Source organism: Burkholderia sp. Se-20373 (assembly GCF_017104705.1).
In the GTDB taxonomy this organism is placed as follows: Bacteria; Pseudomonadota; Gammaproteobacteria; order Burkholderiales; family Burkholderiaceae; genus Burkholderia.
In genome coordinates this window covers 81417-100709 of sequence record NZ_JAAGPH010000005.1, presented here as the reverse complement: position 1 = coordinate 100709, position 19293 = coordinate 81417, and the positions used below count along the sequence as shown (strand labels likewise).

Below are 19293 nucleotides of genomic sequence, written 5' to 3'. Positions count from 1 at the left end.
TCGCAGAGGCCCGGCAAGGGCATGCGATTGCGTGCTCCGGGTGTCGTGGCACGCGTCCTGAGACACCGTAACGGGCCCGTTACGGTGTCCTGCTTTACATCAGCACACGGGTCAACCCGGCGGATTCGCGGCTTGCCCGGTCGGCACGTCGGCTTTCACAGTCCGGTCCTGCCAGCCGCCGCCCAATGCGCGGTAGAGATCGACCGTGTTCGTCATCCGCGCCAGTCGAACCTTCACCAGATTCTGCTGCGCGTCGTACAGCGACCGCTGGTTGACGAGCACGTTCACGTAGCCGTCGACACCCTCGCGATAGCGTACGTCGGACAACCGGTACGCCGACTGGCTCGCCTCCACCAGCAGGCGCTGGGCCGTTTCCTGCTGGCCCCAGGTCGCACGCCCGTCGAGCGCATCGGAGACTTCGCGAAACGCCGTCTGAACCGCCTTCTGGTACGTCGCGACTTCGATGTCGCGCTTGACCTTCGAGACGGCCAAGTTCGCGCTATTGCGCCCGTAGTCGAAGATCGGCACGCTGATCGTCGGCCCGAACGACCACGCCGCGCTGCCGGGATCGAACAGGTTGCGCAACGACGCACTGGCCGTGCCGCCGCTGGCCGTCAGCGAAATGCTCGGGAAGAACGCCGCGCGGGCGGCGCCGATGTTCGCGTTGGCCGCCATCAGCTGACGCTCGGCCGCCATGATGTCCGGCCGCCGCGCGAGAAGATCCGACGGGAGCCCGGCCGGCAGATCCTCGTCGAGCCGCACCGTCGCCAACGATTCGCGCGACAGCAGCGCGTCGTTGAGCGGCGCGCCGACCAGCAGCGTCAGCGCGTTGATGTCGGTCCGCGCCTGCCGGTCGTACTGCGCGAGATTCGCTTCCGCGGCACGGACGGTCGTCTCGGCCTGACGCAGATCGAGCAGCGACGACGTGCCGTTCCGGTACCCCGATTCGGCGATCTTCAGCGACGCCCGCTGGCTGGCGAGCGTGTCGGCCGTCAGCGACTTGATTTCCTGGTCGGCCTGCAGCGTCAGCCACGCGGTGGCCACCTCGGCGATCAGGCTGATCTGGGTGGCCTTCCGCGTGGCTTCGGTCGCCAGATAGGTCTGCATCGCCTGCTCCGTCAGGCTGCGGATCTTGCCAAACAGGTCCAGCTCGTACGATGCGACGCCCCCGACGTCGTAGGACCGCGTGACCCCGGCCTGCCCCGTCGTCGACAGGTCCGACGGCAGCCGCTGGATCGACCCGGACGCGCTGGCCGACAGCGTCGGCAGCAGGTCCGCCCGCTGGATCCGGTACTGCGCGCGCGCCGCTTCGATGTTCAGCACGGCCACGCGCAGGTCGCGGTTGTTTTCCAGCGCCATGCCGATCAGCGCCTGCAGGCGCGGATCGGTGTAGAAGTCGCGCCAGCCGAGTTCCGCGGCCGACGGTTTGCCGGCGAGGTCTTGCGCGGCCGCCGCATACTGCGCGGCGACCGACGGGTTGGGACGATGATAGGTTGGGATCATCGTGCAGCTCGCCACCAGCAGCGCCGCAGGCAACCCCGCGAGTTTCAGGATATTCATGCGGTCACCTCGTCAACCTTGTCGATGTCGTCGGCCTTGTCGGCCTTGCCTGTCTTGCCGCGCGAGAACAGGCCCGTCACCAGCACATAGAACAGAGGCACGTAGAAAATGGCCAGGAACGTCGCGGTCATCATCCCGCCGACCACGCCCGTGCCGACCGAGTGCTGGCTGCCCGAGCCGGCGCCGTTCGAGATCGCGAGCGGTAGCACGCCGAGTACGAACGCCATCGACGTCATGATGATCGGGCGCAGCCGCAGCCGCGCCGCCTGAACGGCCGCCTGCATCAACGACATGCCTTCTTTTTCGTACAGCTCTTTCGCGAACTCGACGATCAGGATCGCGTTCTTCGCCGACAGGCCGACCGTCGTCAGCAGGCCCACCTGGAAGAACACGTCGTTCGTCAGGCCGCGCGCCAGCGTGGCGACCACGGCGCCGATCACGCCGAGCGGCACAACCATCAGCACCGAGAACGGCACCGACCAGCTCTCGTACAGTGCGGCAAGACAGAGGAACACGATCAGGATCGATAGCGCATAGAGCGCCGGGGCCTGCGAGCCCGACAACTGCTCCTCATAGGACAGCCCCGTGACCGCCAGCCCGAATCCGTTCGGCAGCTGCGCCGCGATCTTCTCGATCTCCTGCATCGCTTCGCCCGAGCTGTGGCCGGCTTTCGGCTGGCCCTGCAGTTCGACGGCCGGGATGCCGTTGTACCGCTCGAGCTTCGGCGAACCGTATTCCCAGTGCCCCGACGCGACCGCCGAGAACGGCACCATCTGGCCGCTGCTGTTGCGCAGATACCATTTGTAGAGATCCTCGGGACCCACGCGTGCATCCGGCACGCCCTGGACATACACCTTCTTCACACGGCCGCGATCGACGAAGTCGTTCACGTACTGGGAACCCCAGGCGGCGGTCATCGTGTCATTGATGTCGGCGATGCTGACCTGCAGCGCACGCGCCTTTTCATCGTCGATATCGATGTGGAACTGCGGCTCGTCGTTCATGCCGTTCGGGCGAACGTTGGCCAGCAGCGGGTTTTCATGCGCGAGCTTCAGGAACTGGTCGCGTGCCGCCATCAGCGCGTCGTGGCCTTGACCGTTACGGTCCTGGAGGTACACGTCGAAGCCCTGCGAGTTGCCCATCTCCATGATCGCGGGCGGCACGATCGGAATCACGATGCCGTCCTTGATCTTCGAAAACGCCGTACCCGCACGCTGTGCAAGCCCGAATACAGTGGTGTCGCTACCCTTGCGCGCGGCCCACGGCTTGAGCCCGACGAATGCCAGTGCAGAGTTCTGCCCGCGCCCCGCGAAGTTGAAGCCGTTCACGGTGTAGACCGACTCGACGACATCCGCTTCGTCCGTCAGTAGGTAGTCGCGCACCTTGGTCAACGCGTCCTCGGTCCGTTCCGCCGACGCATTGCCCGGCATCTGGATCTGGACGAACAACGTCCCCTGGTCTTCGTCCGGCAGAAAAGCCGTCGGAATGCGCGTGAACAGGAAGCCCATGCCGACCACGATCAGCAGGTAGATGACGATGTAGCGCCCCTTCTTGCGCAGGATCGCCGCGACTGCACCTTCGTAGCGGTCGGTACCCCGGTCGACCGTCCGGTTGAACCAGCCGAAGAAGCCCTTCTTCGCCTGATGATCGGCATCGCCCGGCTTGAGCATCGTCGCGCACAACGCCGGCGTGAACACCAGTGCAACCAGCACCGACAGCGCCATCGCCGACACGATCGTGATCGAGAACTGGCGATAGATCACGCCCGTCGACCCGCCGAAGAACGCCATCGGCAGAAACACGGCCGACAGTACCATCGCAATGCCGACCAGCGCGCCCTGGATCTGCCCCATCGACTTGCTGGTCGCGTCCCGCGCGCTCAACCCGTCCTCGGTCATCACGCGCTCGACGTTCTCCACAACGACGATCGCATCGTCGACCAGCAGGCCGATCGCCAACACCATGCCGAACATGGTGAGCGTGTTGATCGTAAAGCCGAACGCGGCAAGCACGCCGAACGTACCCAGCAGCACGACCGGAACCGCCAGCGTCGGAATCAGCGTCGCGCGGATGTTCTGCAGGAACAGGTACATCACCAGGAACACGAGGACGATGCCTTCGATCAGCGTCTTGACCACCTCGTGAATCGACGCATGAACGACCGGCGACGTATCGTACGGAACGACGATCTTCACGCCCGGCGGCAACAGCGGTTCCTGTTCCTTGAGCAGCTTCTTGACGGATTCCACCGTCTCGAGCAGGTTCGCCCCGGTCGCCAGACGCAGTGCGATACCGGCCGACGGCTTGCCGTTGTACATGCTCGAGATCGAGTAGTTCTCCGGCCCGAGGCTCACGGTCGCGACGTCGCCGAGCTTGACCTGCGAACCGTCGGCATTCACCTTGAGTAGGATCTGCTTGAACTCGTCGGCGGTACGCAGGCGCACCTTGCCGATCACGGTCGCGCTCAGCTCCACGCCGCGCCGCGTCGGCAGGCCGCCGAGCTGGCCCGACGACACCTGGACGTTCTGCGACCGGATCGCGTTCGTGACATCGAGCGGCGTGAGCGAATAGCTGTCGAGCTTCGCCGGGTCGAGCCAGATCCGCATCCCGTACTGCGAACCCATCAGCAGGTAGTCGCCCACCCCTTTCGTCCGCAGGATCGGATCCTGGAGGTTCGACGCCAGATAGTTGCCGAGGTCGCCGCTCGACATCTTCCCGTCTTCGGAAACGAGCGCCGCGACCATCATGAAGTTGATCTGGTATTTGACGACGCGAATCCCCTGCTGCTGCACTTCCTGGGGCAGAAGCGGCGTCGCGAGCGACAGCTTGTTCTGCACCTGGACCTGCGCGATATCGGGGTTGGTGCCCTGGTCGAACGTCGCGACGATCGTCATGCTGCCGTCGGCATTACTTTCCGACGACATGTAACGCAGCCCGTCGAGGCCGTTGAGCTGCTGCTCGATCGGCTGGACGACCGTGTCCTGAACCGTCTGTGCGGACGCACCCGGGTAGCTGACCGTAATCGACACCGCGGGTGCCGCGATGTTCGGATACTGGTTGATAGGTAACGAACGAATCGCCAGATAACCGGCCAGCATGATGACGATGGCGATCACCCACGCAAAGATGGGGCGCCTGATGAAGAACTGTGACATGCGCGCTCCGACTAGCTGCCGTTTGCTGTAGACGGCGCGGCAATGCGCGCATCACCCAGGTCGACATGGACGTTCGTCGCCGGTACCGCGACCACCTTCATGCCCGGCTGCAGTTTCTGCACGCCCTCGGTCACCACGCGTTCGCCCGCATTCAGCCCGGAGCGGACGAGCCACGTATTGCCGACCGTCCGGTCCACCGCAAGCTGCTTCAGTTGCACCTTGTCGTCGGCGCCGACGACCCAGGCCACCGGCGTGCCGGTCGTATCGCGCGTGATGCCCTGCTGCGGCACCAGGATCGCGTCCCGCTTGACGCCTTCGTCGAGCTTCGTTCGCACGAACATGCCCGGCAGGATCTGGTGATCCGGATTCGGGAACTGGGCACGCAACGTCACCGAACCCGTGCCTTCGTCGACACTGACTTCGGAGAACTTCAGCGTGCCGCCGTGCGCATAAGACGTGCCGTCCTCGAGCAACAGCCCGACACTGGCTGCCCCTGCGCTAACCGTTTGCAACTGGCCGTCTGCGAGTTCCTTGCGCAGGCGCAGCATGTCGGAAGACGACTGCGTCACGTCGACATAGACGGGATCGAGCTGCGTGATGACGGCCATCGACTGGGCCTGGCCGTTCGTGACCAGTGCGCCTTCCGTCACGAGCGAGCGGCCGATGCGCCCGGTGATCGGTGCGTAGACCTTCGTATAGTCCAGGTTGACCTTCGCGGTATCGAGATCGGCCTGCGCCTGGCGGTACGAGGACACCGAATCGTCGTACTGCTGGCGGCTCACCGCGTTATCGGCAAGCAGTTTTTCATTGCGCTCGGCGAGATGCTGCGCCGATACCAGCGCGGCCCGCGCCTTCTCGTACGCGGCCTTGTACGGCGCATCGTCAATTTGGTAAAGCTGCTGCCCCTGCTTGACATTCTCGCCTTCGACGAAGAGCCGCCGCTTGATCACGCCGTTGACCTGCGGACGCACCTCTGCGACACGCCACGAATTCGCCCGCCCCGGCAACAACGACTTGAGCGTGATCTCCTGCGGCTGCAGCGTGACCACGCCGACCTCGGGGACGGCCGCCACGGCGGCTTCCTTCTTCTGGCACCCGGCGACGGCCATCGATCCGACGACGACGCACGTCGCGAGTAAGGCACGCCTCTTGGGAATGATCATCCGGTACATACAACATCCCTCACTGTTCGTTTCATGTTTCTCTATCTCAACGTTGCGAAACCGGCAGCCAGTGGGGAAATCCCTCCGCGCGCCGGGCTGAACGACAAGTCCCGTTTGTCTATCCATATGGACGCCTGTCCGACGCATCCGGCAGTGCGACGTGCATACGATCCGCCGTTCGCAACCTCATATCGGCAAGCAGCACTGGATTCGACGATTTCTGCGCGCAGCATGACTCCCACCAGTTCAGTAGGTGTACTGATTTATAAGAAATGACGTTAACGGTCTAGAACGTCCCGCCCGCTAACGCGCTACCCGACGCAACGACTCACTCGTACGAATGAGCGAGCGATGCGAGGGGACATTCCCCCGGCGTGGCGGGCATGGAGCCGGGGGGCTCGGTCGCCTGTCGTGCCGGGGCGGAAGCAGAGCGCTCTGTGTTATCCGTCCCCAACGGCCAGAATCTTCATGGCTGAACATTATTCATCACTCGTTGATTTATTGCGATGGTAGGGCATCCGCCGCAGCTCTGTCAACCGTTCCGTCGTCACGCCATGCGACGTAACGGCGCTCGTGGCAGCGCCAAGCCAGACGGCAGGCGGCTCTCGCGTGGCGGAACACGCAGGCAGATAGAAGCGCCACTCAGATCGGGGCACCGAGACGCTAGGTGCTCCAGCAGGCACAGGACTTCAGCGATCAAACCGCCCGGACGAACGATCGGCGTCGAACCTGGCGAGCGTGTCGACAGCGCTACCGCCGGCCCGTGGCGTCGGCGGGATCGACGCGATAACCAGTCGTGGAGGGCATGACGGCGGGAAGCGGCCGTGGGCACGCTTCACCCACGGTCATTTTTGCGATATCATTTTATTCAACGAACGTTGAATATTGTTGACATGCGATGCCGACGACCATTCCCATTCCCATGCACAGGCCGAGCGCGTCGACTGCAAGGCGCGACTGCCTGGGGCGGAAACGACGCCTGAATTCCGAACCCGAAATGGACAAACTTCAATCGATGCGGTCGTTCGTACAGGTCGTGAATGACGGAAGCTTTATCCGTGCGGCCACCCGCCTCGGCGTCTCTCAATTGATGATCAGCCGTCGCGTCAATTGGCTCGAGGAACAACTGGAAAGGCGCCTGCTCGTTCGCAAAACGCGGAGTGTGTCGCTCACGGATTTCGGTAAGACGTACTACACGCGTGTCAGCGAAATCTTGACGAAGCTCGACGAAGTCGAACACGCGGTATCGGTGACCACGCAAACGCCGTCCGGAACCCTGCGTGTAGCTATCTCCGTCGGCCTTTCGCTGCGGCACCTGTTGTCTTGCCTGCGTGCCTATTGCGATTCGTATCCGGAGGTGGTTATCGTTCCGGTGCTCGTCGATCGCCCTGTCGACCTGGTCGCGGACGGATACGATGCCGGCATCCTCGACCTGTCGACGTTGTCGTGCACGAGCCTCGTCGCACGAGCAGTCTTCAGCGCGCCGCTCATCGCGTGTGCATCACCCGACTATCTTCAGCGGCGCTGCGAGCCGACGCACCCGAATGAGTTGGCCGAACATGCCTACCTCGCGATTTCGGGCCCCCATCGCGGCAAATCCAAGCTTCAACTGGACACTGCCGACGGCCCCGTGACGATCACGCGCAATCCGACCGTCGTGGCCAACAATATCGATTTCCTCATGCAGATGGTCCTGTCGGGCGCAGGAATCGCGTTGATCCAGCCGGCACTGGTTCAGCGGGAACTCGAGAAAGGCACGCTGAAGCGAGTCCTGCCGGATCACTGGGCGCCCGCGCCCATGTTCGACATCGTCTACCCCAGCCGTCGCCACTTGCCCGCCAAGGTGCGAACCTTCATCGACCATCTGCTGGCGACGTTCGACGAATCGGCCAGCGCACCGCACTGCCCCGCACCGGCGAAATACCAGGCAACCGCGGAGGTCGCGTGACGGCCGCTGCCCGCGCAGCGTCATGACGCCGCCGTCCCGTGACGTCCGTGCGTCACACGCCACCGTGACCTTGCGACACGGCTGTCAGAGCTGCCGTACTATCGCAGCAGCCCCATGGCGATCTCCAGGACGCCTTGCTTGAATTTTTCAGGGTGCTCGGGCAGCGTTGAAAACTTCGCGAACACGTGGCCGTAGGAGATCGTAGTGCTGATCGAATTCACGATCATCGCGTGCATCAGCTCGGGATCGCGAGACTTCATCTTTCCTGCTTCGATGGCATCTTCGAGAAGTGGAACGAGCGCGTCACGATAGGGGCGGAGCAACCGTTCCACGAGTACGTTCAAGCGCTCGCCGTGCTCCGTCGTGGAGGTCGAGAAGAACATGCCGATATCCGGGTTGGCGAACACGTTGTCGACGAACAGTGTCAATGCCTGCCTGATCCGTTCGATCGGCGACATCCGGCTGTTGCGCAGCTGTTTCGTCATCTCGATCAACGGCGCCAGCTGCGCGGCCAATTGATCGACGACCGCAGTCCACAACCCCTCTTTCGATCCGAAATGATGTGCCATCAAGGCAGGATCGACGCCGGCCAGTGCCGCGATTTCCCGCACGCTCGTCGCAGCGTAACCCTGCTTGGCGAACCGCTGCCGCGCACATCGCAGCAGCGAATCGAATCCCACGTGCGCGGTGCCCGACGGGCGTCCTCTGGTACGTTTGGCGGCGGGCTGGCGCTTGGTCGAAGTATCGGAGCTGGGCATGCGGGAATGACATCGAAGGCGGGAAGATGTCGAAGTATACCAAGCGCATGTCGCGTGCCCCAGGGCGATTACCGCCTCGAACGCGCGCGATCGTGCACCCCGACATATCCACCCTGCCGACACCCGCCGATCAGAAGAAATGCGGATACCGATATCGGCAACAACGGTCGTCCCCTGAACGCCGGACAGCGCGCCGTCTGCCGTAATGCCGGTATTCATCTTGCCGTGGTTGTTCACGACAGCGACTTGCGCATAGAGCGCCGTGCATTTCGACAGGTTGTAGGTGGCTCCGGCAGCGCCCATGATGGAATGATTCGCCATGTGGTTCCGGTCACCGGTGAAATAGATGCCGCCGTTGAGATTCAGTTGCGGCGTGACATAGCTGTCGAGCCCCGCACTGTAGACGTTGGAATCGTACGATTGCGCGACCTTGTAGTTGACGAACTGCGCCTTCGCCTTCAGGACGTCGAAATTGTAGGTTGCGCCGATCGCGCGCCCCCAGAATTCGGCCGTTTTCGGGATCGGCGTCGACACGGTACCGCCACTGTTGCCGGAATAGACTCCCGCGCTGATCAGGAGATTGCCGACCGTGTATTTCAAGCTCGCCGAATACTGACGGCCGGCCTGGAAATTACCGGCGGCGCCGCCCAGTGCCAGCATCGCCTTGCCCTGCAAGCCGGCGATGGTCGGGCTGGTGTCCGACACGGCATTCGAGTTGAATGCGCCCGTGCGCACGCTTACGATCGTGGACAACTACACGCGAGAATGCCTGGCGATTGAAGTCGACGGCTCGTTGCGTGGCGAGCACGTTGTCGCTGCGCTGACCCGACTTGCGCAACATCGTCCGCTTCCCCGCTATATTAAGGCAGACAATGGCAGCAAATTCATTTCGAAGGCGCTCGACAAATGGGCGTACGAGAATGGCTTGGAGATTGACTTCTCTCGTCCTGGCAAGCCGACCGACAATGCGAAGAACGAATCCTTCAACGGACGCTTCCGGGAGGAATGCCTCAACGCGCATTGGTTCTTGTCGCTGGAGGATGCCAGACGCAAAATCGAGGTCTGGCGCGAGTACTATAACGAGGCGCGCCCTCACTCTGCGCTGCAGTGGATGACACCGGCGGAATTCGCCCGCCAGTGCATCGATCGGGCCGATTCGGCCCACCCCGAAGAGCCGGAATTTTCCAACTAAGACTGGGACGGAAATTGGGCTAGCCTCACTAACTGGCTTCCCCTTACGTGCCGGCCGGGTGGCCGCTAGGCGGTAAATGTTGACTTTCTTGATCGTCGCAGCAGTTGACCCAGATCAATCCGCATTCGTCTGGCTCAGGGTCTGCCTCGCTTGCGTAATGCACGTTATTCTTTTTAGTATTCGGAAAGCAAATCAACAATGACGGCGCGATTGCGCCCTCCAACGAGGAAACGGATGCAACCGCGCTCGTCAGCGCCTCATTATGTCGTCGCCATCGGGGTGATAATCGCGTGCGCGCTAATGGGCCTTTGCATATTGCAGTTATCCCAGAGTCGGAACGATGCGCTCGATCGGGCGCGCGAGACTTCACATAATCTTGCTCTCGTCGCTGAACGCGACATCGCCCGCAACTTCGAGCTCTACAACCTTTCGCTCGAAGCCGTTATACAAGGTCTTCGACGTCCGGACGTCATGGCAGCTTCCCCCGCCCTGCGCCGGGGCGTGCTGTTCGATCACGCGATGACGGCCCAATATCTGGGCTCCATGCTGGTGCTCGATGCACACGGCAACATCGTGCTTGACTCGCAGAACGACGTGCCTCGACAAGGCAATTTCGCTGATCGCAAATACTTCACCGTCCAGCGTGATCGAGACGACGTCGGACTCTACGTAAGCGATCCATTCGAATCACGCCTGCGCGGCGGCACGCCCAGCATTGCGCTGACCCGTCGCATCTCGAACCCAGACGGCTCGTTCGCCGGTATCGCATTGATTGCGATCAATCTCGAGTATTTCCACAAGCTGTTCGCCGGAATAGCATTAGGGCCGCACGGCTCGATCTCCCTGATCGGCACCGACGGCATCATGGTCATGCGCCAACCGTACGACACGAAAACCGTCGGGCGGGACATCAACCACGCCGCGACTTTCCGTCGGTTCAGAAGCGCGCCCGAGGGCTCCTTTATCGAGAAAGCGTCAATCGACGGCGTTCGCCGCTTGTACTATTTCAAGACGCTGCCCAACCGGCCGCTGATTCTCTTGGTCGCCGAGGCCGAACAGGACATTTATTCGGCCTGGCGCCGCCGTGCAACGACCATCGGTGCACTGGTTGCGGTATTTGGCGTAGCTTTCATTGCACTTTCTGTATTGCTCAGTACGCAGCTCCGGCGCCGGAAGCGAGCGGAATCCGAGCTGATCTTGCTGGCTCGGACAGACGGCCTCACGGGTTTGAGCAACCGCCGTAGCTTCGGGGAATTCCTCGACAGGGAGTGGCGCCGGGCACGGCGGACCCGATCCGTCTTTTCGTTGCTCTTTGTCGATGTAGATCGCTTCAAGGCCTACAACGACACGTATGGGCACCAGGCGGGTGACGATGCGCTCGCGGCAGTCGCGCGGTGTATTGGCGACGCAATCCGCCGGCCGACGGATGTCGCGGCCCGCTACGGTGGCGAGGAGTTCGTTGTGCTGCTACCCGATACACCGGAAAACGGCGCCGCGCAGATCGCCGAGCGAATTCGCGTCGCGATCAATGAACTGGAACTTGAGCACGCTGGCAGCGAATATGGCCGCGTCACCGCCAGTATCGGACTGGCAAGCTGGACACCTGAGCAAGACGCGGATCCCGGCGCGATTATTAAGTCGGCGGACGAGGCGCTGTACTACGCCAAGGCGACGGGTCGCAATAAAATTGCCAGTATCAAACACGCCGGATGATATGGCCTCCGATCGAGCCGCGCATCATCTCATTTCGGGTTAGCCAACCTACCCGCTTGATCATGGTGGAATTACGCTGAAGTCGTCACACTCCCCGGTGTGCACAATGTGTGTTTGCCTGCCCGCGTTATGCGGGCTTTTTTCTTCGCACTGTTCATTGCTATCAAGAGGGTCACGCTGGGTCGAGGTTGCAAATCATCTCCGCATACAACAACGCCATGTCCGCGACCCTGGATCGAATGCCACCAGGTGCGGATGGCGCACCTGCTGCCACATCGAAGTGGCGCCTGCATAGCAGAGGTCGGTTGCCGACTTCACGAAGAAAACCACTGGTTGCTTCGAAGCGAACGCATAATGCGTTGACTGATGTGTGTGATTCACAGACTCCACGCATGCCCGCATCTCGGATCCCTCGGACGGGAAGTCACGCCTTGCGGCCACGGCGCTCCAGTTTCCAGTTCGATTCTGGTACGCTCCAATTCTCGCGCGAAAGTGGCCTCATCCGGGAGAACCGTCTGATACTCCGCTGCGAGTATCTTGTTCGGTAGGTTGTCGAATGCATAATGCGCCTCGGCCTCACCTTTTTCAGCACATAGAATCAAACCGACCGATGGTTCTCGCCCTGCTTCATCCAATGTTCATGCGCGTAGTTGCGGTAGAGATACATCTGCCCCGCGTCCGCATCGCTGAAGCGGCCAACCTTCAGATCGATAATGAGCAGGCGTCGCAAGCGCCGGTGAAAAAACACAAGGTCGACTCGAAATCAAGTGTCATCGATCCGTAGACGCCGCTGGCGACCTATGAACGCAAAGTCATCACCGAGCTCGAGTAGGAAGTCAGCCAAATGCTGAATCAAGGCCGCTTCGATATCCGACTCCGAATATTCGTCCTTCATTTCATGAAATTCGAGGACAAACGGATCGCAGATCGCCTCCTCAGGCGATAGAAGATCGCCGGGTTGCGCTTCAGCCGCCTTTCCGAGCAAGGACGCCTTGTTGCGTGACAGCGCCAGCCGCTCATAGAGCTGACTGCTGATCTGACGGTCAAGCTGTCGCACAGGCCGGCCCTCACGCAGCGCTTCGGTTTCCTAAAAGTTGCGAGCAGCTTTCGCTTTCACCGCGAGGAGGCGAACGTAGGCGGACCGGGGCAACGGAAAAGCCTGAGCGATTGAACTTAGCTCAAACGCCACGCCAGTCGGCACCTTCGCCGCTGCCTTGGTTGATTTTGCAGACGCTGTCGGGACGTTCCGGGCGGGCGTGGATTGTGCAGACACTGTCTGCACAATCCGGTCCGCAAGCCACGTCAGATAAAAGACGCGCATCTGTGCGAGATTGCGCCGTCCAAAGCCGCGACCAAATCGCTCTGACAGATCGGTTCCCAAACGGCGGATCACCGCCTCGCCATAAGCGGCACGCCCCTCCCCGCCCTGCTCGAACTCAACGATTCGTCGCCCGATCTCCCAATATGTCGCCGTCATCAGGGCGTTGACCGTGCGAGCTGTCGCTTCGCGCGCCGACGCGACTACATCAGCAATTTCACGGTGCAGGCCGGCATAAGCGGCCTGCCCGACATCGCACTGTGTCACAGCGCGTTCACCGCGTCCTTGAACGCCTTGCCGGCAGTGAACTTCACGGTTTTCGCGGCCGGGATGGCAATCTCCGCGCCCGTCATCGGATTACGTCCCGTACGGGCAGCTCACTGCACCTGCGAAAACACGCCGAAACCAATGAGCTGTACCGATTCGCCGCGACTCACTGCGTCCGTGATCGCGCCCAAGATTGCCTGGACGGTTTTGCTTGCGTCGGTTTTGCTGACACCCGTGTCCGCTGCGATCGCATCGATGAGTTCCTGCTTGGTCAAGTAACCCTCGGTTCCGTCATGCGACCGTCTTCAGGCAATCCTCCGCGCGCCAGCCGTGCAGCCAGTCGAGCGCGTCATAGAACTGCGCCTGCGTGCGGCCGACCCAGAGCCCGTTGCGCACCTGCCGCTCGACGCCCTTCGCGTGATAGATCCGCCCCATCTCGCGCGCCGAATACAGCACGCGCGCGGTGCGCGGAATCCGCACACGTTCGTACAGCGCGAACGCGGCCTCGAAGTCGCCATCGGTGCGGGCCACGGCCGCGCCGAGCGTCACCGCGTCCTCGAGCGCCTGGCACGCACCCTGCGCGATGTATTGCGTCATCGGATGCGCGGCGTCGCCGAGCACCGTCGCGCGGCCTTCGCTCCAGCGTTCGACCGGATCGCGATCGGCGGTCGCCCAGCGCTTCCACGACGTCGGCCGGTCGAGCATCTGCTTCGGCAGCGGATGGACGCCGTCGAAGTACGACAGCACTTCTTCCTTGCTGCCCTCGCGCACGCCCCAGGTTTCCTGCTCGCGGCTGTGGAACGTGACGACGAGGTTGTACTGCCGCCCGCCGCGCAGCGGATAGTGGACGAGATGGCAATGCGGGCCGGCCCACACGACCGGCGCATTGATCTGCAGGTCCTGCGGCATGTTGTCGACGTCGACCACCGCGCGATACACGACGTGGCCCGTCACGCGGTGTGCGTCGCCGATCAATGCTTGACGGATCGCGGATTTCACGCCGTCGCAGCCGATCACTGCATCGGCTCGATAACGTTCGCCGTGCTGGTCGGTCACGGTCACGCCGTTGTCGTCCTGCTCGAAGCCGCACACCTGCGTGCTCGTCCGGAATTCGATCAGCGGATGATCCTTGACCGCTTCGTAGATCGACAGGTGAATGTCCGCGCGATGAATCACCGCGTACGGATTGCCGAAGCGCTCGCGGTACGCGGCGCCCGTATCGACTCGCGCCACCTCGCGCGCATCGACCGCGTCCATCAGTTGCAGCCAGTCGGTGAACACCGCCCGGCCGCGCGCGGCCTCGCCGACACCCAGCGCGCCAAGCGCGTTGAATGCGTTCGCCGCGAGCTGGATCCCCGCGCCGATCTCGCCGATCTCATCGGCCTGTTCGAGCAGCTTCACGCGGATGCCCTGGCGCGCGAGCGCGAGCGCCGTCGCGAGCCCGCCGATGCCGCCGCCGATTACCAGCACGCGCCGGCCGTTGTCTTTTGTCTCGCCCATGTCTGTCTCCTGCTTCGTGTTACGCGACGTAATCCGGTTGTCGCTGCGGTTGCGCGGCCTCGAATGCCGGCTCGTGCCGCGCGTGTTCAAACACCGCGAGGCTGCGCGGATACGCGCTCAGGTCGCAATCCATCCGCAACGCGTTCGCGACCTGCGGCACGAGGCACACGTCGGCGAGCGTCGGCGTGTCGCCGAAGCACCACGGGCCCTCGTCCGCACGCGCGAGCAGCCGTTCGACGCCGGCCATCCCTTCCGCGACCCAGTGCCGGTACCACGCGGTCTTCTGCTGCGGTGTGACCTTCAACTCGGTGTCGAGATAGCGCAGCACGCGCAGGTTGTTGACCGGATGGATGTCGCATGCGATCAGCGTCGCGAGCTCCAGCACGCGGGCACGATGGCGCAGTTCGAGCGGAATCAGTCGAGGCGTCGGCTGGATCTGGTCGAGGTAATCGAGGATCGCGAGCGACTGCCCGAGACGGAAATCCCCATCGACCAACGCCGGCACCGCGGCCGACGGGTTCACGTTTGCTACGTACGCCGCCTCGCGATGCTCGCCGGTGCGGATGTTCACCGGCAGCGTGTCGTACGACAGCCCTTTCAGCGCGAGTGCGATGCGCACCCGGTAGGACGTCGAACTGTTGAAGAAACTATGCAGTTGCACGATGTCGCCTTTTGATCAAGATACGTCAGACCACGCGCACGGTCAGTTCGCCGAGCCGTTCGACGCCGACCTTCATCACGTCGCCCGCGACCACCGCGCCGACGCCTTCGGGCGTGCCCGTGAAGATCACGTCGCCCGGTTCGAGGCGGAAGAACTTCGACAGGTCGGCCACCGTTTCCGCGACCGACCAGATCAGGTGCGACACGTCGCTCTTCTGCTTCGTCGCATCGTTGACGGTCAGCCACAGGCCGCCCTGTTCGAAGTGACCGACGTCGCTCGCCGGATGCACGGGCCCGATCGGCGCCGAGCGGTCGAATGCCTTGCCGATTTCCCACGGCCGGCCCATCTCGCGCATCTTCATCTGCAGGTCGCGGCGCGTCATGTCGAGGCCGACCGCGTAGCCCCACACGTGTTCGAGCGCGTGCTCGAGCGGGATGTCCGAACCGCCCTTGCCGATCACCACGACCAGTTCGGCTTCGTAGTGATAGTTCTGCGTCTGCGACGGATACGCGAGATCGAGCGTTTCGCCATACGCGACCGGCACGATCGAGTCGGCCGGCTTGCAGAAGAAGAACGGCGGTTCGCGATCGGGATCGAAGCCCATTTCACGTGCATGGGCCGCGTAGTTGCGACCGACGCAATACACGCGGCGCACCGCGAACTGTGCGTCGCTGCCGGCGACAGGGAGCGCCACGGGCGCTTCGGGCGGGAAAACGAAAGTCATGAATGGCTCCAGCGTCAATACGAATGAAGGGGGCGCGCCGCCGCAGCGACGCGCGGAAAACGAGAAACGGGAAACGAATCGTCGAAACCGGCCGGCGTCAGTCGCGCGCTTCGCGCAGCAGGTTCAGCGCGGACAGCACGGGCCGGTCGGAATAGCTGAACAGCACGCTGTCGGACGACGCCGACAGCCGCACCGGCGCCCACGACGGCGCGACGAAGATGTCGTGCGGCTCGAATTCGAATGCGTTGCCGCCGATGTGCGCGGTGCCGCGGCCTTCGACGACGCAGTAGATCGTCGCGTCGGTGCTGCGGTACGTGCGGCCGTCGAAACCGGCCGGCAGGAACTGCATGAAGGTGGCGATCGTCGGCATCGGCCAGCCGCCCGTCGCCGGGTTGACGTAGCGCAGCTTCACGCCGTCCCACGCATCGAGCTCGCCGTTCCGGTACAGCGCGTCGAGCGCCTCGCGGGTGCGGGCATACGGGTAGCTGAACACCGGCGACGTCGGATCGCTCGCGCGATGCCGCACCGGCACCATGTTGTGGCCGAAGCGCGCGAAGCTGTCGCCTTCCGGACGATTCACGGGCTGCACGGCTTCCGGGTAGTTCTCCGCGAAGCCTGCGTCGAGATTCGCGAGCAGCGGGATGTCGAGCCCGTCGAGCCACACGACCGGCTCGCCGCCCGCTTCTTCCGGCGGGTTGCCGTGGTCATGCCATGCCCACGACGGCGTGATGATGAAGTCGCCCGGATGCATCGTCGTGCGCTCGCCGTTCACGGCCGTCCACGCGCCACGCCCTTCGACGATGAAGCGCAGCGCCGACTGCGTATGCCGGTGGCTCGGCGCGATCTCGCCCGGCAGGATCAGTTGCAGGCCCGCGTACAGGGTCGGCGTCATGCTCGACTTGCCGGGCAGCCCCGGGTTCTCCAGCACCAGCACCCGGCGCACGGCTTCTTCCGCGCTGATCACGCTGCCGGCCTGCATCACGAGGTCGCGAACCTGCGCGTACTTCCAGATCGCGGCCTGCGCGGCCGGCTGCGGGGTTTTCGGCACGAGGTTGTGCAGCGATTCCCACAGCGGCGCCAGGCGTTGTTCGGCGATCCGTGCGTAGTAGGCGGCGCGCGACGCGTCCGGGTGGGTCGTCATGATGTCTCCTTGGAGTCGGCCGATCGGCGTCGGCGCTATGTCGGGGCGAGGACCATGCGGCAGTCCGTTAGGAGATTTATATTCGACCCAGACATACCCGGTAAAATGGTCAAATCATCTAATTCATATATTTCTGGATATACCTACTCGCGACGAGGCATGCGATGGACTGGACCCACCGGCTGCGACTGCGGCATCTGCAGGTACTGTTGAGTCTTGCCGGCACCGGCAATCTGAGCCAGTCGGCGGTCGCGCTCGCCACCACGCAGCCCGCGCTGTCGAAATGGCTGAAGGAACTGGAAGAAGACGTCGGGCTGCCGCTGTTCGAGCGGCATGCGCGCGGCCTGCGGCCGACGCCGTACGGCGAAGCGCTGATCGAGCATGCGCGCCGTGTCGAAGCGCAGCTCGACATCGCACGCGACGACATGGCCGCGCTGCGGGAAGGCGGCAGCGGCCTCGTAACGATCGGTACGTCCGGCGTGGCGGCGGCCGATACCGTGCCGCTCGCGGTGTCGCAGTTGCTGAAACGGATGCCGCGCGCGCAGGTCCGGATGACCGAAAGCACGATGAACCAGTTGATGCCGCAACTCGCACGCAGCGAACTGGATATCGTCGTGGGCCGCTCGGGGTCGACATCCGTCGATCCGCTGCTGCACGCCGAAGCGCTGTATGTCGATCCGGTCGTGTTCGTCGCGCGGCCCGACCACGCGCTCGCCGGTGCGACGTCGGTCGGCTGGGACGACGTGCTCGCCTACTCGTGGATCGTGTGGCCGTCGGGCACGCCCGTGCACAACGCGCTGGAGGCCGCGCTGTCGGCCGCCGGCCGCGTACGACCGCCACACTGTGTCGAATCGAACTCGTCGATCCTCAACCTCACGCTGCTGAACAACACCGACCTGCTCGGCGTGGCGTCGCATCGCGCTGCGCAGCGCTTCGCGCAACTGAACGCGATCCGGATCCTGCCGATGCAGCTCGAGGGCCAGGGCGCGGTGTCGATGTACTGGCACCCCGACAACGCGAATCGCGCGGCCGTGGCCGCGACGATCGAGTGCCTACGACTGTGCGGCCAACTCAATCGGTGACAGAGCAATTTCAAACCGGTACGGCGGCCCCTTCAAAAGACCATGCGCACACCAGCTCGCAACACCGATTGCCGCGCGCCCGACGATGCCGTGAACGTGCCGCACACGGACGCAATGATGTCCTGGCCGACGCTCGCCCGCTGATACACGGCGCTCATGTAGATGTCGGTCTTCTTAGACAACAGGTAATCGAGCGTGATGCCGGCCTGGTTCGAGTGATTGCCGCTCCAGTTGCCGGTTGCCCTTCGCGTACAGGTAGTTCGAATACGCGAAGAAATCCGGCGCGAACCGGTACAGCCCGCCGATATCGTAGGTGTCGACGTGCGCGCCCGTCAGCGTGGTACACGTATTCACGTACAGCGCGTCGAGCGCGAAGTCGCCGAATGTATAGCGTCCGCCCGCGCCGACATTGCGGGTGCCGAGGTGCCCGTTGTCGATTCCCTCTTCCTTCGAATACGTGGACGCCGCATCCAGCCCCTGCGCCGCGGCCGCGACGGCCCGATCCACCACTCGCGCGGCGTGGGCCGACGCAGGAATGCCCGGTGTGCGATCGCGTCATCGGTGGTGAGCGACGACAGCGCGCGGTCGCGCTCGATGATCGCCCTGTCGGCGAGAAGAATGGCCTTGCGACGCATTAAGCGTGCCAGCGCCAAACAACCTCTTGACCGTCGCCGAAGCATCCGTTGATCGACGCTCTCGAGTTCTCCGTGATGCTGTTCGTGCATATTGATCGCCATCGCCTCCCGACCGACGAAAGTCGACGTGCCGATATCCATCTCGAAGTTGGCCCCGGGATCGAGCCGCAGTACCAACGCCACCGCGCCGACAACCGCGATACCCTGCTTTGCCGTCTGGTACATGCCTTATGCAATTTGGCAACATATACGCTGCACTCTCGCCCGCCGTAGGTACTCGCGATTCGATGCCGGATGGTCGTCACCATTGATATCCTCCCCCAACGACCACGCCGTACGAGCCGCGAGTATTCGTAGTGACTGCTCCTTTGTAGACCCAGTGTCCATTCTCTGAGACCCTTGAGAGCCCAAGCGCCTGACCGGACTGACCTCGATACACACTGCCGGCTAATGCAACCATATTCATTCCTGGACTG

Annotated in this window: 14 protein-coding genes and 5 pseudogenes; 5 read left to right on the top strand and 14 right to left on the bottom strand. The window is 63.2% G+C overall.

The window, feature by feature from the left end:
- Nucleotides 1–111 precede the first annotated feature (111 nt).
- Genes G3N96_RS02990 through G3N96_RS02980 form a run of 3 tightly spaced genes read right to left on the bottom strand, consistent with a single transcriptional unit; the run spans nt 112 to nt 5788 of the window.
- Nucleotides 112–1560, bottom strand: coding sequence for an efflux transporter outer membrane subunit (locus G3N96_RS02990; RefSeq protein ID WP_206136180.1), 1449 nt, complete (start codon nt 1558–1560; stop codon nt 112–114).
- Nucleotides 1557–4715, bottom strand: coding sequence for an efflux RND transporter permease subunit (locus tag G3N96_RS02985; protein ID WP_206136179.1), 3159 nt, complete (start codon nt 4713–4715; stop codon nt 1557–1559). The genes G3N96_RS02990 and G3N96_RS02985 overlap by 4 nt, the downstream gene beginning before the upstream one ends.
- A gap of 11 nt (nt 4716–4726) precedes the next feature.
- On the bottom strand, nt 4727–5788 hold the full coding sequence (locus G3N96_RS02980; RefSeq protein WP_346778871.1) for an efflux RND transporter periplasmic adaptor subunit: 1062 nt from the start codon (nt 5786–5788) through the stop codon (nt 4727–4729).
- A 1087-nt stretch (nt 5789–6875) separates the two neighbouring features.
- Between G3N96_RS02980 and G3N96_RS02975 the strand changes: the two genes are divergently transcribed.
- Complete coding sequence (locus G3N96_RS02975; protein WP_206136178.1) at nt 6876–7826, top strand: LysR family transcriptional regulator; 951 nt, start codon at nt 6876–6878, stop codon at nt 7824–7826.
- A gap of 98 nt (nt 7827–7924) precedes the next feature.
- On the opposite strand, the gene G3N96_RS39825 is transcribed toward G3N96_RS02975, so the two are convergent.
- Nucleotides 7925–9289 (bottom strand): porin, encoded by a 1365-nt coding sequence (locus G3N96_RS39825; protein WP_346778870.1) that lies wholly within the window; start codon nt 9287–9289, stop codon nt 7925–7927.
- Nucleotides 9290–9311: 22 nt separating this feature from the next.
- Here G3N96_RS39825 and G3N96_RS02960 point away from each other — a divergent pair.
- Together G3N96_RS02960 and G3N96_RS02955 are read left to right on the top strand one after the other, a co-directional pair.
- Nucleotides 9312–9776 (top strand): annotated as a pseudogene (locus tag G3N96_RS02960) (integrase core domain-containing protein); the annotation flags it as partial.
- Between the two features lie 234 nt (nt 9777–10010).
- Nucleotides 10011–11489 (top strand): sensor domain-containing diguanylate cyclase, encoded by a 1479-nt coding sequence (locus G3N96_RS02955; protein ID WP_206136177.1) that lies wholly within the window; start codon nt 10011–10013, stop codon nt 11487–11489.
- 377 nt (nt 11490–11866) lie between these two features.
- On the opposite strand, the pseudogene G3N96_RS02945 reads toward G3N96_RS02955, so the two are convergent.
- From G3N96_RS02945 to gtdA, 6 genes and pseudogenes are all read right to left on the bottom strand, one after another.
- Nucleotides 11867–13074: pseudogene (locus tag G3N96_RS02945) on the bottom strand (PDDEXK nuclease domain-containing protein).
- Nucleotides 13071–13349 (bottom strand): annotated as a pseudogene (locus tag G3N96_RS02940) (HU family DNA-binding protein). The pseudogenes G3N96_RS02945 and G3N96_RS02940 overlap by 4 nt, the downstream one beginning before the upstream one ends.
- Before the next feature lie 16 nt (nt 13350–13365).
- Complete coding sequence (locus G3N96_RS02935) at nt 13366–14574, bottom strand: 3-hydroxybenzoate 6-monooxygenase (RefSeq protein WP_206136175.1); 1209 nt, start codon at nt 14572–14574, stop codon at nt 13366–13368.
- Between the two features lie 19 nt (nt 14575–14593).
- Entirely contained in the window at nt 14594–15235 is a 642-nt protein-coding gene (gene maiA / locus G3N96_RS02930) for a maleylacetoacetate isomerase (RefSeq protein ID WP_206136174.1), read from the bottom strand.
- 25 nt (nt 15236–15260) lie between these two features.
- Complete coding sequence (locus G3N96_RS02925; RefSeq protein WP_206136173.1) at nt 15261–15959, bottom strand: fumarylacetoacetate hydrolase family protein; 699 nt, start codon at nt 15957–15959, stop codon at nt 15261–15263.
- A 97-nt stretch (nt 15960–16056) separates the two neighbouring features.
- Complete coding sequence (gtdA, locus tag G3N96_RS02920) at nt 16057–17100, bottom strand: gentisate 1,2-dioxygenase (RefSeq protein ID WP_206136172.1); 1044 nt, start codon at nt 17098–17100, stop codon at nt 16057–16059.
- A gap of 164 nt (nt 17101–17264) precedes the next feature.
- Between gtdA and G3N96_RS02915 the strand changes: the two genes are divergently transcribed.
- The gene (locus G3N96_RS02915) at nt 17265–18182 is read left to right on the top strand and encodes a LysR substrate-binding domain-containing protein (protein ID WP_206136171.1); all 918 of its coding nucleotides are present in this window, start codon (nt 17265–17267) and stop codon (nt 18180–18182) included.
- 32 nt (nt 18183–18214) lie between these two features.
- Here the strand turns inward: G3N96_RS02915 and G3N96_RS02910 are convergent, their stop codons facing one another.
- From G3N96_RS02910 to G3N96_RS02900, 3 genes and pseudogenes are all read right to left on the bottom strand, one after another.
- The gene (locus tag G3N96_RS02910; protein WP_174989826.1) at nt 18215–18364 is read right to left on the bottom strand and encodes a hypothetical protein; all 150 of its coding nucleotides are present in this window, start codon (nt 18362–18364) and stop codon (nt 18215–18217) included.
- The gene (locus tag G3N96_RS02905) at nt 18357–18689 is read right to left on the bottom strand and encodes a porin (RefSeq protein WP_254603411.1); all 333 of its coding nucleotides are present in this window, start codon (nt 18687–18689) and stop codon (nt 18357–18359) included. Before G3N96_RS02905 ends, G3N96_RS02910 begins: the two co-directional genes overlap by 8 nt.
- Nucleotides 18665–18814: pseudogene (locus G3N96_RS02900) on the bottom strand (integrase); the annotation flags it as partial. The gene G3N96_RS02905 and the pseudogene G3N96_RS02900, both read right to left, overlap by 25 nt.
- A gap of 51 nt (nt 18815–18865) precedes the next feature.
- Here G3N96_RS02900 and G3N96_RS02895 point away from each other — a divergent pair.
- Nucleotides 18866–19090 (top strand): hypothetical protein, encoded by a 225-nt coding sequence (locus G3N96_RS02895; RefSeq protein ID WP_206122939.1) that lies wholly within the window; start codon nt 18866–18868, stop codon nt 19088–19090.
- A gap of 28 nt (nt 19091–19118) precedes the next feature.
- On the opposite strand, the pseudogene G3N96_RS39820 reads toward G3N96_RS02895, so the two are convergent.
- A pseudogene (locus G3N96_RS39820) lies at nt 19119–19292 on the bottom strand (YadA-like family protein); the annotation flags it as partial.
- Between the last annotated feature and the right edge of the window lies 1 nt (nt 19293).